We start from the raw sequence: 14,705 nt of genomic DNA, 5'->3' as shown, positions 1-14,705 counted from the left end.
GAGGGTGCGTTAATATGACGATGGCGCGTGTTTTTGGGTTGGCCCGCCCTATGCGCTTGGGATAGCGTGCGCCCAATGAGCAGCCCCAATTTTATCCACCTTCGGGTTCACACCGAATATTCCCTCCTCGAAGGCGCGATGCGTCTGAAAAAGTTGAGCGGGATGGTTGCGGATGCGGGGATGCCTGCGGTGGCGGTGACGGATACCAACAATCTGTTTTGCGCTTTGGAGTTTTCCGAATACGCAAGCGGGGCGGGCGTCCAACCAATCATCGGCTGTCAAATTGATCTGGCCTATGACGTTGCTGCTGTAGGGGAACGGCCGCGCGGTCCGGCACCCGTAGTTTTGCTGGCTCAGACCGAACAAGGCTATGAGCATCTGATGAAGCTCAATTCGTGCCTGTATGTGGATAAACACGATGGTATTCCACAAGTGACCGTGGACGAGTTGGAGCGCTATTCGACAGGTATGATTTGTTTGTCAGGGGGCGCAAACGGTCCCTTGGGCAAGTTGATTCAAGCACAACAAATGCCCAAGGCCCGTGCGTTATTGGAGCGGCTCAAGGCGATCTATCCCAATCGTTTGTATGTGGAGCTGCAACGCCACCGTGGCGAAGACGGGCAGGCGACCGAGGCCGAGCGCGTCACAGAGCGCCCGTTCGTGGAATGGGCGTATGATTTGGGTTTGCCGCTTGTTGCGACCAACGATGTTTATTTCCCCGATGCGGAGATGTACGAGGCGCATGACGCGCTGATCTGTATTGCCGAGGGCGCCTATGTCGATCAATCCGAACCGCGCCGCCGGTTGACGCCACAGCACTATTTCAAAACGCCCGCCGAGATGGCGGCGCTGTTTGCCGATTTGCCCGAGGCGTTGGAAAACACCGTCGAAATCGCCAAGCGTTGTGCGTTCAAGGCCTACACCCGTGATCCGATCCTGCCGAAATTCGCCGACGATGAGGTCGAGGAGTTGCGCAAGCAGGCGTGGGAGGGTTTGGACGCGCGTCTGGCCGTGATCGAACCCGCCGCCCCGCGCGAAGAGTACGACAAACGGCTCGAGTTCGAGTTGGGCATCATCGAGCAGATGGGTTTTCCGGGTTACTTTTTGATCGTGGCCGACTTTATCAAGTGGGGCAAGGAACAGGGCATTCCAGTGGGGCCGGGGCGTGGATCGGGTGCGGGGTCGCTCGTGGCCTATGTGCTGACCGTTACCGACCTTGATCCACTGCGGTATTCGCTGCTGTTCGAGCGGTTTTTGAACCCTGAACGTGTGTCGATGCCTGACTTTGATATCGACTTTTGCATGGATCGCCGCGAGGAGGTGATCCGTTATGTGCAGGAGAAATACGGGCGCGACCGCGTGGGTCAGATCATCACATTCGGCGCGCTGTTGTCAAAGGCGGCGGTACGCGACATCGGGCGGGTTTTGCAGATGCCATACGGTCAGGTGGACCGTCTGTCCAAGCTGATCCCTGTTGAGGGCGTTAAGCCCGTATCGATCCACCAAGCGTTGCAAGACGAGCCGCGTTTGCGCGAAGAGGCGCGTGCGGAGGAGGTCGTAGACCGCTTGCTGAAGCACGGCCAAAAGGTTGAGGGACTGTTGCGCAACGCGTCGACGCACGCGGCGGGTGTGGTGATCGGGGATCGTCCGATTGACGAGCTTGTCCCGCTGTACCAAGACCCCCGTTCCGATATGCCTGCGACCCAATTCAATATGAAATGGGTTGAACCTGCGGGCTTGGTCAAATTCGACTTTTTGGGCCTGAAAACGCTGACGGTGATCCAGTCGGCGATGAACCTGATTTTCAAGGCAGGTCGAGATTTGCATGTCGCGGCCGATGGCGCGCAATTGTACACGCCGCCCGAGGGGGCCAAGAACCAGATCAACCTTATCCCGCTTGATGATGACAAAACCTACAAACTCTATTCGGACGCGAAAACGGTTGCGGTGTTTCAGGTGGAAAGCTCGGGCATGATGTCCGCGCTGCGTCAGATGAAACCGACCTGTATCGAGGATATCGTGGCGCTCGTGGCGCTGTACCGTCCGGGTCCGATGGAAAACATTCCGACCTATTGCGATGTGAAACACGGGCGCAAGGAATTGGAATCGGTTCACCCCACGATTGACCACATTCTCGAAGAGACCCAAGGCATCATCGTCTACCAAGAACAGGTGATGCAGATCGCACAGGTCATGGCGGGCTACTCGCTTGGCGGCGCTGATTTGTTGCGCCGCGCGATGGGGAAAAAGATCAAAGAGGCAATGGACGCCGAACGCCCGAAATTCGAGGCCGGTGCGGCAAAGAACGGCGTGACGGCGAAAAAGGCCTCCGAAGTGTTCGACCTGTTGGAAAAGTTCGCCAACTACGGCTTTAACAAGTCCCACGCGGCGGCCTATGCAGTTGTGTCATACCAAACGGGGTGGCTCAAGGCGAACCACCCTGTTGAGTTCATGGCCGGTGTGATGAATTGCGATATCCACCTCACGGACAAACTGTCGGTCTATGCCGAAGAGGTGCGTCGCGGCCTTGATATCGAGATCATTCCGCCGTGTGTGAACAGGTCGCTGTCGACGTTCGATGTGGTCGATCAGAAACTTGTCTATGCGCTTGGGGCGCTCAAAAACGTGGGTGGTGAGGCGATGCAGTTGATCGTCAATGCCCGCGACGAGGGCGGCAACGGGTTCGTGACCTTGTTTGATTTTGCGCGCCGCGTGGACCTCAAACGTGTGGGCAAACGCCCGCTTGAGATGCTTGCCCGCGCCGGTGCGTTTGATCTTTTGGACAGCAACCGCCGCCGTGTGTTCGAAAGCCTTGACGCGCTCGTGCAATACTCCGCTGCGATCCATGAGCAAAAGGCCTCCAATCAGGTGTCGCTGTTTGGTGATGCGGGCGATGATTTACCCGAACCGCGCCTGTCGCCCTCAAATGATTGGGTCGCCTCCGAGCGGTTGATGGAAGAGCAAAAGGCGATCGGCTTTTTCCTGTCGGGTCATCCGCTTGATGATTATGCCTCGGCGCTCAAACGCAAGAAAATCGGCACCCTTGTGGGCGCTCAGGCCAAGGCCGAGGCCGAAGGCTCAGCTACGATGCAGGTCGGCGTCATGGTGTCTGGCTTTAGGGAAATGAAGTCATCCAAGGGCAACCGCTATTTCCGCATGAATATCTCGGATAGCACGGGCCAGCTTGCGGGCATCGCGATGTTTGCGCGCAAAGACGATGAACTCAATGCCGCGCGCGCAGTGTTCGAGAGCACCGACAAGGTCGTGGTGACCTTGGAGGGACGGTTCAATGACGGGCAATTTGATCCTACGATACGCGCGGTTGCGCCCATGGATACGGTTGTGGCTGATGCCGGTGCTGCTGGTCTCAAAGTGTTTTGTGATGACGCTGCCGCTATTATCAGCGTCAGTGAATTGTTGACGCGGGTCACACGAGAGGCCAAACATCCCCCAAAAGGCGTGCTGTCCTTTTGTTTGATGGCCCCTGATTTGCCTGGCGAAGTAGATATAGAAATTGACCAACCGTTTGTGATTTCACCCGAAGTAAAGGGTGCAATCAAATCGATAGACGGTGTTGTAATGGTGGAAGATGATTGATGCGGATTTTAGCCGGTGTTCTTGCTCTTACGGTTCTTGCAGGGTGCCAGATGGAGTTGCCCGCGTTCAATGCGGTGCGCTCAACCCCTGATGAGTTGACCGTGGCCGCCATGGTGTCGGACGCCACAGGGTCGCAGGTGTTGGTCGACGCACCGAGCGACTACGATTTAGCGCAAACACAAGATCTCTCCACAGCATTCGAGGATGCGGCAACGCCTGTTTCGCCCCGCAAAGGCCTGTTCGCGTTTTTGAAACCTGCCCCTGTGGCCTCGCCGCTTGACGGTACAGATATTGAAGTGATTGATGCGCAAGTGGCACAGGGTGCGCAAGACGCGGCGGTGGCGCGTGGAAATGGCGGCATATTCGCCTTTTTGAAGCCAAAACCACAAGATGCACAGCCCGCGATCACAGGGATAGACGCCGAAGACGCGACAGACAACGTAGAGCTCGCGGCGCTCGCACTTGAACCGGCTGACGAGGGTGGATCAGATATACGCCCCGAGACGGTTGGTGTGTCCCCTAACGTCGAACCTGCTCCCAAAAAGAACGGCTTGTTTGGCGGTTTGTTCGCAAATGCGCGTTCGACAGGCTCGGGTGCGGCACGTTCCACCGTGCAGCCGGGTGAGGTCGTAGCGTTTGGAACGGTCGGTGTCGCATGTGAGGCGAAACCTGCCGCACAAGCAAAACTCGTTGATAAATTCCCGCGCGAGGGTCGGGCAGTTTGGAAGCTATATGACACAGACGTGTCCTCGACGCAGGCGCGCACCCAGTTCATCACGGGGTTTGACGACAATTGCCCACGTCAGATCACGGCGTCCTTGGTTATGTTCGGGTCGGCCGCCTTGCACGAGGTCCATCGTTATTCCAAGGCGCGCAAAAAAGCCCCTTGGTCGCTGGCCGATAAAGAATACGAAGTGATCAAGTCTAAAACTTGCGGTGTCGGCAAGGGCGTGAACTGCCCAGCCCAAAACCTGCCAAAACTGGAAAGCCATATGGCATTTGTCTCGGTCTACGAGACGTTTGGTGGCACTGGTGCCTGGTTGGAGCTATTGGTGTCAGACGGGAAGTTGATCTCTGACGAAGTAAGGTGATCCGCATGTCGTGCCGCCGCGCGGTCTTGGTTTTGCGGCCGCTACCAATGTGGTGGGCGTTGATCGGCAAGCGCGATTGACCCCTCGCCATCGGACTGGCGCGAGACTTCTGCCTCCATGAGCATGCCCAAACGGCGCTGAATTTTGTCGATGTCGTTTTCTTGACGTGCGATCACATCGGATAGCTCGTCAACGGTTCTCGTCAGATATGAAATTTGTTCTTCGAGTGAGGTTATGCGGTCGGTATCTGACATATCTTCGTTCTCCATTCGCCACTTTGCGGCTCATCCGCTTGCCCCAAGCGCCCCCTTGGGCTATGCCGCGAACGACAAAGCGTCAAGGAACCGACCCGATGGCCAAGCCCAACAAATCTCCCCGCCCCAAGGCAATTGCGCCAAAAGGCTTTCGTGATTATTTCGGCACCGAAGTGACCGAGCGCAAGGCTATGCTTGATCGCATTGCTGAAGTCTATCATCTTTACGGGTTCGAGGCGCTCGAAACATCCGCCGTTGAAACCGTTGAGGCGCTTGGCAAGTTCCTGCCTGATGTGGATCGCCCCAATGAGGGTGTGTTCGCATGGCAAGAGGATGATGCCGATTGGGTTGCCCTGCGTTATGACATGACTGCGCCTTTGGCGCGTGTCGCTGCGCAATATCGTCAGGATTTACCAAGCCCGTATCGCCGCTTTGCAATGGGTCCGGTTTGGCGCAACGAAAAGCCCGGTCCGGGGCGGTTTCGTCAGTTTTACCAATGTGACGCCGATACTGTAGGAGCGCCGTCCGTGGCCGCCGATGCCGAGATTTGTGCGATGCTGTCCGACACGCTTGAGGCCGTTGGCATCGCGCGGGGCGATTACATCATTCGCGTCAATAACCGCAAAGTTCTGGACGGTGTGTTGGAGGCTGCGGGTCTGCCCGACACGGACGAATTCGCCGCCGTGCGCGGCATTGTTTTGCGCACCATTGATAAGCACGACAAATTCGGTGACGCGGGTGTTATGGCGTTGCTCACTGAGGGGCGCAAAGACGACAGTGGCGATTTCACCGATGGCGCGGGGCTTGCCGCCGCTCAGGTCGATTTGATCCTCGGATTTGTGAACGGTCGCCAAGGTGACAATGCCGCCACAATAACGCGCCTTGGCGAATTGGTGGGCGATGTGCAAACGGGACTCGATGGTGTCGCGGAGCTTGCAGAAATCGCCGATTTGCTCGCGGGGCAAGGCTACGGTGCCGACCGCATTGTGATCGACCCCGCCGTTGTGCGCGGCCTTGGGTACTACACTGGTCCTGTCTATGAGGCTGAGTTGACGTTCGAAGTCACCGATGAGAAAGGCCGTGTGCGCGAGTTTGGATCGGTCGCAGGTGGCGGGCGGTATGATGATCTGGTCAAGCGGTTCACCGGACAGGCCGTTCCTGCCACGGGCATGTCCATCGGCGTTGATCGCCTATTGGCCGCGTTGCGCGCAACGGGCCGCATCGGTAGTGATGCCGAGGGGCCAGTCGTGGTGACTGTCATGGATAAGTCACGAATGGCGGATTACATGCAGATGGTGACGGAGTTGCGCCAAGCGGGTATTCGCGCCGAAGTGTACTTGGGCAATCCAAAGAACTTTGGCAATCAGTTGAAATACGCTGACAAACGCAATTCTCCCGTGGCCATCATTCAAGGCGGTGATGAACAGGAGCGCGATGTGGTGCAGATTAAAGACCTGATTTTGGGAACGAAGCTCGCGCAAAGTGCCTCGCTTGAGGAATGGAAAGATCGCCCCAACCAGTTTGAAGTGCCGCGTGGCGATCTGGTCGCGAAGGTTCGCGAGATTATCGAAAGTTATTCCTAATGACCGATCAGGTTTCCGACAAAGCCCGTGCACGGATGATGGCAGAAGGCCTATGTGATGCGTTCGCCAGCGGTGGCGCGGCGCGGTTTGACACCGATATCTTGCTGCCCGCAGAGGTGCTTTTGGACCTGTACGGCGAAGATATCCGTGCGCGTGCCTATGTGACATCCGACCCTGAACACGGTGAGATGATGCTACGTCCCGATTTCACTGTTCCCGTTGCCAAAGCGCATATGGCCGGTGATGAGCGCCCCGCGAGCTATACGTATTTTGGCGAGGTGTTCCGCAAACAAGATGACCATCCTGAGCGCAGCAACGAGTATTTTCAGGTAGGGTATGAGGTGTTTGGCGAGGCGAACCTTGCCGAGGCCGATGCAGATGTGTTCGGACAGTTTTCTGACCTATTGGCCGGCTATGATCTTCGCGCCGCCACGGGTGATATTGGTATTCTCGTGGATGCGGTGCGCGGGCTGAACACAACCGAGCGCCGCCGAGGTGCATTGCTTCGTCACATTTGGCGTCCGCGTAGGTTTCGTGCCTTGCTAACGCGGTTTTCCGATGCTGGTAACGATTTGCGCGCTGCCAATTTGGCCCGCGTACAGGCGAACCTCGCTGATGAGGCGGCCCCCTTTATCGGGGTGCGCACGCAGACAGAAATCGACGCCCGCGTTCAGGCACTGGCAGAGGACGCGGCCGAGCCGCCTATTTCAGCGGCCGAAGTCGACTTGATCGACGATATTCTCTCACTCAAGGAAACCGTGCCAAATGTGCTGTCGGCGCTGCGCGATATCGCCGTGGATATGCCGTCGATCGCGCAGGCGGTGACGCGCCTTGATCGTCGCTCCGCGGCAATGGAAAAGCGTGGGGTCGATGTGGAGAACTTGATGTTCGAGGCCTCCTACGGGCGCACATCTATGGAATATTATGACGGGTTCGTGTTCGGGTTTTATGCCGAGGCGCGCCCCGATTTGCCGCCTGTAGCCACCGGTGGACGCTATGACGCGCTAACGGCGGTTTTGGGGCAGGGCACTGGCGTGCCTGCGGTCGGCGGCGTCATACGACCTGACTTGATGCTCGCCCTAAAGGGAGATGCGCAATGACCATTAAACTGGGTGTGCCCTCCAAAGGGCGATTGATGGACAAGACGTTTGAGTGGTTTGCAAATCACGGGATTACGCTGCGCCAAACGGGTGCGGAACGGGAATATTCGGGCGCGGTTGACGGCGTCGACGGTGTCGAGCTTGTCTTGCTATCTGCGTCTGAAATTCCACGCGAACTTGCGGCTGGACGTATTCATCTCGGGGTGACTGGCTCTGATCTGGTACGTGACAAGCTAAGCCAATGGGACGCTAAAGTGGTCGAATTGGCGCGCATGGGGTTTGGTCATGCCGACCTTATTTTGGCCGTTCCAAAGGCGTGGGTCGATGTTGATACACTTGACGATCTTGACGCGGCTGCCGCGGCCTTTCGCGCGCGCCACGGATATCGCCTACGGATCGCGACCAAGTATCACCACCTCGTGCGTGAGTATCTCAAGGCGCACGGCGTAGCGGATTACCAGCTCGTCGATAGTCAGGGAGCCACGGAAGGCACAGTGAAAAACCTGACGGCCGAAGCCGTTGCTGATATTACATCCACGGGCGAGACCCTTCGGGCCAACCACCTCAAAATCCTTGCGTGTGATCCCGTCCACAAATCACAAGCCACACTGTTCAAAAGCCGCACCGCGCATTGCACGGATGCCGATCGCGCCGCGATGTCCGTGCTCAAGAATATGTTGCAAGTCGGGGATTGATGCGGCTCTAAAGCAGACCAATATCGGCAAGGGTTTGCGCGAGGTCTGCGGGCAATTTCGTTTCGCTTTCCCGCCCTTTGGGCAGATCGTTCGGCGCGTCCTCAGGCTTGAGGTAGCGCCAGCCTTGGAAGGGGCGACGTTGTGCGCCTGTTGTGCGTACCAAATCGGCATCGAGCATGATGGCGCATCTGCGCACACCATCGCCGCCGTGATATTCCTCCAGAGAAACGATGCGCTGGCGTGCCTGTATGACGCCCTTGATCACCCAATAGAGCGAGCCACCATTGAGCAATGCGTCCCCTTGTTTGGGCCACATGCGTGTCACATGAGCGGTCGTGCGCCCACCGCGATGCTTGATATGTGCGGCTAAGTCCTCGACGCTATCGACGCCAACGCAAAGTTTTACCAGATTGACGTGATTTGCCACTATAGTCCCCTCAGGTTTCGTGGGGTAAGATATGGTAATTGTGCCTGAGATCAAGTTGCCTTTGCGCGACAAGCGCGCTACATCCCGCTCCCCATCCACACGTGACGCCAAAAGATCGGACCACTGCCAATGACCCGTTTCGCCGCCCCTATCGCTGAACAAATCTGGGATATGAAATACCGTTTCAAGGAGGCAGGCGGTGCGCCGCTTGATCTGATTGTCGAGGATAGCTGGCGACGTGTCGCGCGGGCCTTGGCGTCGGTTGAGGCGGATGCGACGATGTGGGAGGATAAGTTCTATCACGCGCTAGAGGATTTCAAATTCCTCCCTGCGGGGCGTATTCTGGCGGGCGCGGGGACCGAGCGTTCAGTGACCCTGTTCAACTGTTTCGTGATGGGCACCGTGCCCGATACGATGGGCGGTATTTTCGACATGCTCAAAGAGGCAGCTTTGACCATGCAGCAAGGCGGGGGGATCGGCTATGATTTCTCCACCATCCGCCCCAAAGGAGCGGGGGTGTCGGGTGTCGCCGCAGACGCCTCTGGCCCGTTGTCATTCATGGATGTCTGGGATTCGATGTGCCGCACGATCATGTCCGCGGGGTCGCGGCGAGGGGCGATGATGGCCACGATGCGGTGTGACCATCCCGACATCGAAGATTTCATTTCCGCCAAACAAGACGCCGCACGCCTGCGTATGTTCAACCTGTCCGTTTTGATCACGGACCCGTTCATGGACGCGGTTAAGGCGGACGGACCGTGGGAGCTGACCTTTAGCGGTAAGGTCTATCACACGGTTCAGGCCCGTGATCTGTGGAATAAGATCATGAAGGGGACGTATGACTACGCTGAACCTGGTGTGATTTTTATCGACCGTATCAACGCCATGAACAACCTCGCGTATTGCGAGACGATTGCAGCCACGAACCCGTGTGGTGAGCAGCCCTTGCCGCCCTATGGCGCCTGTTTGCTGGGCTCTATCAACCTTGCGCGACTTGTAGATCAACCGTTTGAGGATGAGGCGCACCTAGATATTGAAAAGTTGTCCGATTTGGTCGCCACTGCCGTGCGCATGATGGACAATGTGGTTGATGCATCGCGTTTCCCGCTTGAGGCACAGGCCCGCGAGGCGCAGGCAAAGCGCCGTATCGGTCTGGGTGTCACCGGTCTTGCCGATGCGTTGTTGATGGTGGGCCAGCGTTATGGGTCCGACGAGGCCGCCGCGACCTGTGAGGCATGGCTCAAGGCGATTGCGCGCGCGTCCTATCTGGCCTCGACCGAACTGGCCCGTGAAAAGGGCGCGTTCCCGCTCTTTGATGCCGACAAATACCTCGCGTCCGGTTCACTCGAAGCAATGGACCAAGACGTGCGTGATGCCATTGCAACCCACGGCATTCGCAATGCGTTGCTGACTTCTATTGCGCCTACGGGCACCATTTCCCTGTACGCGGGCAATGTGTCGTCGGGGATCGAGCCGGTATTCGCCTACGCCTATACTCGCAAGGTTTTGCAAAAGGACGGCACCCGCACCGAAGAGGAAGTGGTGGACTATGCCGTCAAGCTATACCGCGACAAATTCGGCGCCGACGCGGTCCTACCCGATCATTTCGTCAACGCCCAAACGCTTGCCCCGCTCGATCACGTTCGCATGCAGGCGGCGGCGCAAAAATGGGTCGATAGTTCGATCTCCAAAACCATCAACTGCCCCGTCGATATCAGTTTCGATGACTTCAAAGAGGTCTACATGGCGGCGTGGGACACAGGCTGTAAGGGCTGCACGACATACCGTCCCAACGATGTGACCGGGTCGGTTTTGACCGTCTCGGAAGCCTCCGAGGATACGCCCGACACAGACGAGGGTGCGGATGTGGTCTATCTCTCCGAACCGCTTGATCGCCCACAAACCCTTGAAGGGGCCACGTATAAAGTCAAATGGCCCGACAGCGAACATGCGATCTACATCACAATCAATGACACCGTGCACGGTGGCCATCGCCGCCCGTTCGAGATTTTCATCAACTCCAAGAACATGGAGCATTTTGCGTGGACCGTGGCGCTCACACGGATGATTTCCGCCGTGTTCCGCCGTGGTGGCGATGTGTCGTTTGTGGTCGAAGAACTCAAAGCGGTTTTCGATCCACGCGGCGGTGCATGGATGCAGGGAAAATATATACCCTCCATTTTGGCGGCGATCGGCGGCGTGATCGAGCGTCATCTGATCGAGACCGGCTTCATCGCGGGGGAGGGCATGGGGCTCAAAACCGACCCACAAGCGCAGGTGGTCTCCATGGGCGACAAACCACGCGGCAAAGCCTGCCCGTCGTGTGGTCAATACGATTTACGCATGGTCGAAGGATGCATGACCTGCGGATCGTGCGGCCATTCGAAGTGCGGGTGAAAAACGCGTGAGTTGAAGTTTTTGTTGAAAGGACAGGCAATTGAGAGCCACTATGGCAAAAAAGACTGCCATTAGGTGGGGCTAAAAATGCCACGATTCCCCAAGTTATTGATATTGTTGACTTTTGAAATGGCCGCCTGAATAGGGCGGCCATTTGCATTTGCGGTAGGGTTCCTTGTCGGCCCCATTGACCAGTATCAATAATGTTCCCTAAGTGTTCCGCAGGTTCCGGAACCTTTCATATCTCACAAGCCCAGCGGTCACTATCCGTCGGGCAGCAGCGCAGAGCATTCCCTGTGCTATGAAAGGACTCCGACATGACCCAATCTCAATCCAAGATTCCGTTTCACGATCTAACCTTCTACGACGACCTGCCCAAGCTGCGGGATGTGGAGGCGCGGTTGAAGACCTTTCTGAAGGCCACGCGCGAGCGGGCGCAGCGTATCGCGATAGAAGCAGGTCGCATGGCGGATGAAGATAGGGTGTATTCTTATGACATCGTCAATGATGCCGACATGCGTCGGATCAAAATCCGTTCGGTTCGATATCTTGAGCGGCTGCATTCCTCTACCGGCATGTATCATTTGGCCGAAGAAAACCGTGTCCGCCTAACCCCAATCAAGGGGGGCTTGCCAGTCGCGCGCATCGCAACAGAACTCGAGGCCGATGAGATCGCGGTGGCCCTGCATGCGGAGATGCCTTGGATGGCGCCTGCGACCGAGGCGGTCTGGCACGGGTTGCGCGCATCGGCGCGGGAGGGGCTGCCGGGGCTTAGGTTTAGTCCTCTTGTTTTAGTCGGCTCGCCCGGGATCGGTAAGAGCTTCTGGGCGCGCCGCCTTGCGCATTACCTTTCGGTGCCGACGACCATGATCGACGCGACGGGCGAACCCGCCACCTTTGCAATCGTCGGCTCTCAGCGAGGCTGGTCCAGTGCGACGCCAGGCAAACTCATGCAGACCGTTTTGAAAGAGCGCCATGGCGGTCCTCTGGTGATCGTCGATGAGGTTGAAAAGTCTGGTGACATCCATTCAAGCAGGGGCACACGTCACTCGCTGACCGACGCGCTGCTTCCACTGCTAGAGCGGATGACCGCTGCCACATGGGAGTGCCCGTTCTTCCAGATCAAATGCGATATGTCTTGGGTGAATTGGGTCATGACCGCCAACAGCCGCCGAGGGTTGCCTGAGCCGGTGCAAAGCCGCTGTTTGGTCCTAGACCTGGCGGATCTGACGACAGATCAACTGAGGCATTTCGCTCAGACTGAGGGCGCGCGCCGTTGTTTGCCAGACCCGGCGATAGCCGCCTTGATGGACGTCTTAGATTGTCTGGCGATCAAGAATTCTGGTCTGAGCTTGCGCACAGTCAGCCGAACGCTTGACCGCGCTCAGACGTTGGTCTGCAAGCCGATATTGAACTGAGGTCGGGTTTACTCTGATCCAAATTACCTATCAGCCACACCAACACCGAAGTTCTTCAATATCGACAAATCGAGTGGAACCCCGTCAGGTCGCGTTAGGGCGTTCGGAATAAACGGCCCAGTATATTCGATCATTGGCGCACCTTCGTGGGACGTCAATTCTCCTTTGGTTTCCCGCACAAAAAGCACAAGATCTGTGAGATATTGAACCGCGTCAAACAGCTCATCACGTTCTGATTGGGATAGGTTTTCAATCTCACCAAGATCGATGACCTGCTTCAAGCTGTCGACGAACTCCTGCTCCGATTGATCTTTGGGCGTCTGTTTTGAAAATTCGATGAGTGAATAGCCCCTAGATTTGTAGACGCCTTGCTTGGTAATTTTGGAAGCAAGGAGACAGCGATGTCAGGGATTAGATTTACAGATGAGTTCAAGCGTGACGCGGTCGCACAAGTAGTGGATCGGGGTTATTCAGTTGTGGAGGTCTCAGAGCGATTGGGGATCAGCACCAAGTCACTTTACACATGGAAGGCGCAGTTTTCGCAACCGCGCAAACAAATCCTCGAGACCACAGAACAGGCCGCAGAGATCAGGCGCTTGAAGAAGGAACTGGCCCGCGTTTCTGAGGAGCGCGATATCCTAAAAAAGGCCACCGCGTACTTCGCCAGGGATGCAAAGTGAGGTACGCGTTTATGGCAAAGCATCGACCGATCTTTTCGGTTCGCGCCATGTGCCGTTGCTTGCGCCTGCATCCGAGCGGTTTTTATGCATGGGTTAAGAATCCGTTAAGTCTTCGTGCGCAGGAAGACGAACGCCAGACAAAGCTGCTCAAAGAAGCTTGGGAAGAAAGCGGTAACATTTATGGCTACCGTAAACTGCACGATGATCTCTGCGATCTGGGTGAGACCTGTTGTCCAAATCGTGTGGCCCGACTGGCCAGGTTAGCTGGAATATACGCGCAAATCGGATACAAACGCCGCCCTGGTAAGTACGGTGGCAAGCCATCAGTCGTCGTGGATAACACGCTAGACCGCCAATTCGATGTCGCGGCCCCCAACAACGTTTGGGTGACAGACATCACCTACATCAAAACACATGAAGGGTTCTCGTATCTGGCCGTTGTGATCGACCTGTTTTCGCGGCGTATTGTGGGATGGTCGATGCAAAACCGCCAACCAACAGACCTCGTGTTGCAGGCGTTGCTCATGGCTGTTTGGCGACGCAAACCAACGAGCAAAGTCTTGGTGCATTCTGACCAAGGTTCACAGTTCACAAGCATTGATTGGGCGTCGTTTCTCAAACACCACAATCTGGAACACAGCATGAGCCGACGCGGAAATTGCCATGATAATGCGGTGGCCGAGAGCTTCTTCAACTTGCTCAAACGCGAACGCATCCGTCGCAGGACATACAAAACCAGAGAAGACGCAAGATCTGACGTGTTCGACTATATCGAGATGTTCTATAATCCGAAGCGCAAGCACGCTAGGAATGGGATGTTGTCACCAGCAGACTTTGAAAAACAGCAACAACGGAAGCTGCAAGGCGTCTAACAAACTAGGGGCTATTCAGGGTGATGACTGGCCATACGAGGATGGTTCTACGGGTCAACCGTCGGACGAAGATGGAAAAGCAATTGCGAGAAACGCTACACTACATACTTTGGGCAACCTGACGCTATTGACTGGTGGGCTTAACATTTCGTCCGGCAACAAGAGCTTTGTTGAGAAGAAAGCCAAGTTTGCGGAGCATACGGGATTATTCTTAAACAAGTGGTTCAGCAGCAAGAGTCAGTGGACGGAAGAAGAAATCCGCGAACGTGGCGAACGGTTAGCCGATCTTGCCGTCGCGCGTTGGGTTGGATTGGACGATGTCGAATGAACACTTCTTGCATCGTTTCAACGGCTGGGTGTTTTCGCAGCTTGTTCAAGGAAGCTCGCGATTTGATACCCCAACGATACCCCGGCCCAAATTCGACCGACGCACAGCGAGGCTAAAATTCTCCAAGACATTGATTTTATTTTGTTTAAATGGTGCCCAGGGGCGGAATCGAACCACCGACACGAGGATTTTCAAGACTTGCGCTTACAGCAAGCTATTGAAAATAAACAGTAAATAGAGACAAAAATGTGGTGTGCGATAAA

The 14,705-nt window shown here is 56.3% G+C and carries 12 protein-coding genes; 9 read left to right on the top strand and 3 right to left on the bottom strand.

Annotated elements, in window-relative coordinates; genetic code table 11:
* Positions 1–75: 75 nt before the first annotated feature.
* Together dnaE and IMCC12053_RS14455 are read left to right on the top strand one after the other, a co-directional pair.
* Positions 76–3,597: a DNA polymerase III subunit alpha gene (dnaE, locus tag IMCC12053_RS14460; protein ID WP_062220263.1), complete on the top strand. Its 3,522-nt coding sequence runs from the start codon at positions 76–78 to the stop codon at positions 3,595–3,597.
* A complete protein-coding gene (locus tag IMCC12053_RS14455) occupies positions 3,597–4,688 on the top strand; it encodes a hypothetical protein (protein ID WP_062220261.1) in 1,092 nt (363 codons plus the stop codon). Before dnaE ends, IMCC12053_RS14455 begins: the two co-directional genes overlap by 1 nt.
* Positions 4,689–4,729: 41 nt before the next feature.
* Here IMCC12053_RS14455 and IMCC12053_RS14450 read toward each other — a convergent pair whose 3' ends face one another.
* Positions 4,730–4,942: a SlyX family protein gene (locus IMCC12053_RS14450; RefSeq protein ID WP_062220259.1), complete on the bottom strand. Its 213-nt coding sequence runs from the start codon at positions 4,940–4,942 to the stop codon at positions 4,730–4,732.
* Between the two features lie 98 nt (positions 4,943–5,040).
* Here IMCC12053_RS14450 and hisS point away from each other — a divergent pair, with 98 nt between their 5' ends.
* From hisS to hisG, 3 genes are read left to right on the top strand one after another with little or no spacing between them, the layout of a single operon-like run.
* Complete coding sequence (gene hisS / locus IMCC12053_RS14445; RefSeq protein WP_062220257.1) at positions 5,041–6,525, top strand: histidine--tRNA ligase; 1,485 nt, start codon at positions 5,041–5,043, stop codon at positions 6,523–6,525.
* Complete coding sequence (locus IMCC12053_RS14440) at positions 6,525–7,625, top strand: ATP phosphoribosyltransferase regulatory subunit (protein ID WP_062220255.1); 1,101 nt, start codon at positions 6,525–6,527, stop codon at positions 7,623–7,625. The genes hisS and IMCC12053_RS14440 overlap by 1 nt, the downstream gene beginning before the upstream one ends.
* Complete coding sequence (gene hisG / locus IMCC12053_RS14435; protein WP_062220253.1) at positions 7,622–8,320, top strand: ATP phosphoribosyltransferase; 699 nt, start codon at positions 7,622–7,624, stop codon at positions 8,318–8,320. Before IMCC12053_RS14440 ends, hisG begins: the two co-directional genes overlap by 4 nt.
* Positions 8,321–8,327: 7 nt before the next feature.
* Here the strand turns inward: hisG and IMCC12053_RS14430 are convergent, their stop codons facing one another.
* Entirely contained in the window at positions 8,328–8,747 is a 420-nt protein-coding gene (locus tag IMCC12053_RS14430) for a DUF1489 family protein (protein WP_062221379.1), read from the bottom strand.
* A 129-nt stretch (positions 8,748–8,876) separates the two neighbouring features.
* Between IMCC12053_RS14430 and IMCC12053_RS14425 the strand changes: the two genes are divergently transcribed.
* Positions 8,877–11,144, top strand: coding sequence for an adenosylcobalamin-dependent ribonucleoside-diphosphate reductase (locus tag IMCC12053_RS14425; protein WP_062220251.1), 2,268 nt, complete (start codon positions 8,877–8,879; stop codon positions 11,142–11,144).
* Between the two features lie 317 nt (positions 11,145–11,461).
* Positions 11,462–12,562: an AAA family ATPase gene (locus IMCC12053_RS14420; protein ID WP_062220249.1), complete on the top strand. Its 1,101-nt coding sequence runs from the start codon at positions 11,462–11,464 to the stop codon at positions 12,560–12,562.
* A 23-nt stretch (positions 12,563–12,585) separates the two neighbouring features.
* On the opposite strand, the gene IMCC12053_RS14415 is transcribed toward IMCC12053_RS14420, so the two are convergent.
* Positions 12,586–12,843 carry a hypothetical protein gene (locus tag IMCC12053_RS14415; protein WP_236852441.1) on the bottom strand — a complete coding sequence of 86 codons (258 nt, stop codon included), beginning with the start codon at positions 12,841–12,843 and terminating at the stop codon, positions 12,586–12,588.
* A gap of 120 nt (positions 12,844–12,963) precedes the next feature.
* Between IMCC12053_RS14415 and IMCC12053_RS14405 the strand changes: the two genes are divergently transcribed.
* Positions 12,964–14,114, top strand: a protein-coding gene (locus tag IMCC12053_RS14405; RefSeq protein ID WP_417903493.1) for an IS3 family transposase whose coding sequence is annotated in 2 segments (ribosomal slippage) — positions 12,964–13,213 and positions 13,213–14,114 — 1,152 coding nt in all. Because the reading frame shifts where the segments join, the coding sequence is not laid out codon by codon here.
* Positions 14,077–14,442, top strand: a complete 366-nt coding sequence (locus IMCC12053_RS14400) for an HNH endonuclease family protein (RefSeq protein WP_236852440.1) — start codon at positions 14,077–14,079, stop codon at positions 14,440–14,442. The genes IMCC12053_RS14405 and IMCC12053_RS14400 overlap by 38 nt, the downstream gene beginning before the upstream one ends.
* Positions 14,443–14,705 lie beyond the last annotated feature (263 nt).

Source organism: Celeribacter marinus (assembly GCF_001308265.1).
Classification (GTDB): domain Bacteria; phylum Pseudomonadota; class Alphaproteobacteria; order Rhodobacterales; family Rhodobacteraceae; genus Celeribacter; species Celeribacter marinus.
The sequence above is the reverse complement of the archived record's forward strand: the minus strand, read 5'-3'. Positions and strand labels throughout refer to the sequence as shown.

Bases quoted from the DNA above. Each gene is read 5' to 3' on its own strand.
- dnaE (WP_062220263.1), top strand. From the start codon at position 76: ATGAGCAGCCCCAATTTTATCCACCTTCGGGTTCACACCGAATATTCC.
- IMCC12053_RS14420 (WP_062220249.1), top strand. From the start codon at position 11,462: ATGACCCAATCTCAATCCAAGATTCCGTTTCACGATCTAACCTTCTAC.
- hisS (WP_062220257.1), top strand. From the start codon at position 5,041: ATGGCCAAGCCCAACAAATCTCCCCGCCCCAAGGCAATTGCGCCAAAA.
- IMCC12053_RS14425 (WP_062220251.1), top strand. From the start codon at position 8,877: ATGACCCGTTTCGCCGCCCCTATCGCTGAACAAATCTGGGATATGAAA.
- IMCC12053_RS14455 (WP_062220261.1), top strand. From the start codon at position 3,597: ATGCGGATTTTAGCCGGTGTTCTTGCTCTTACGGTTCTTGCAGGGTGC.
- hisG (WP_062220253.1), top strand. From the start codon at position 7,622: ATGACCATTAAACTGGGTGTGCCCTCCAAAGGGCGATTGATGGACAAG.
- IMCC12053_RS14440 (WP_062220255.1), top strand. From the start codon at position 6,525: ATGACCGATCAGGTTTCCGACAAAGCCCGTGCACGGATGATGGCAGAA.
- IMCC12053_RS14450 (WP_062220259.1), bottom strand. From the start codon at position 4,942: ATGTCAGATACCGACCGCATAACCTCACTCGAAGAACAAATTTCATAT.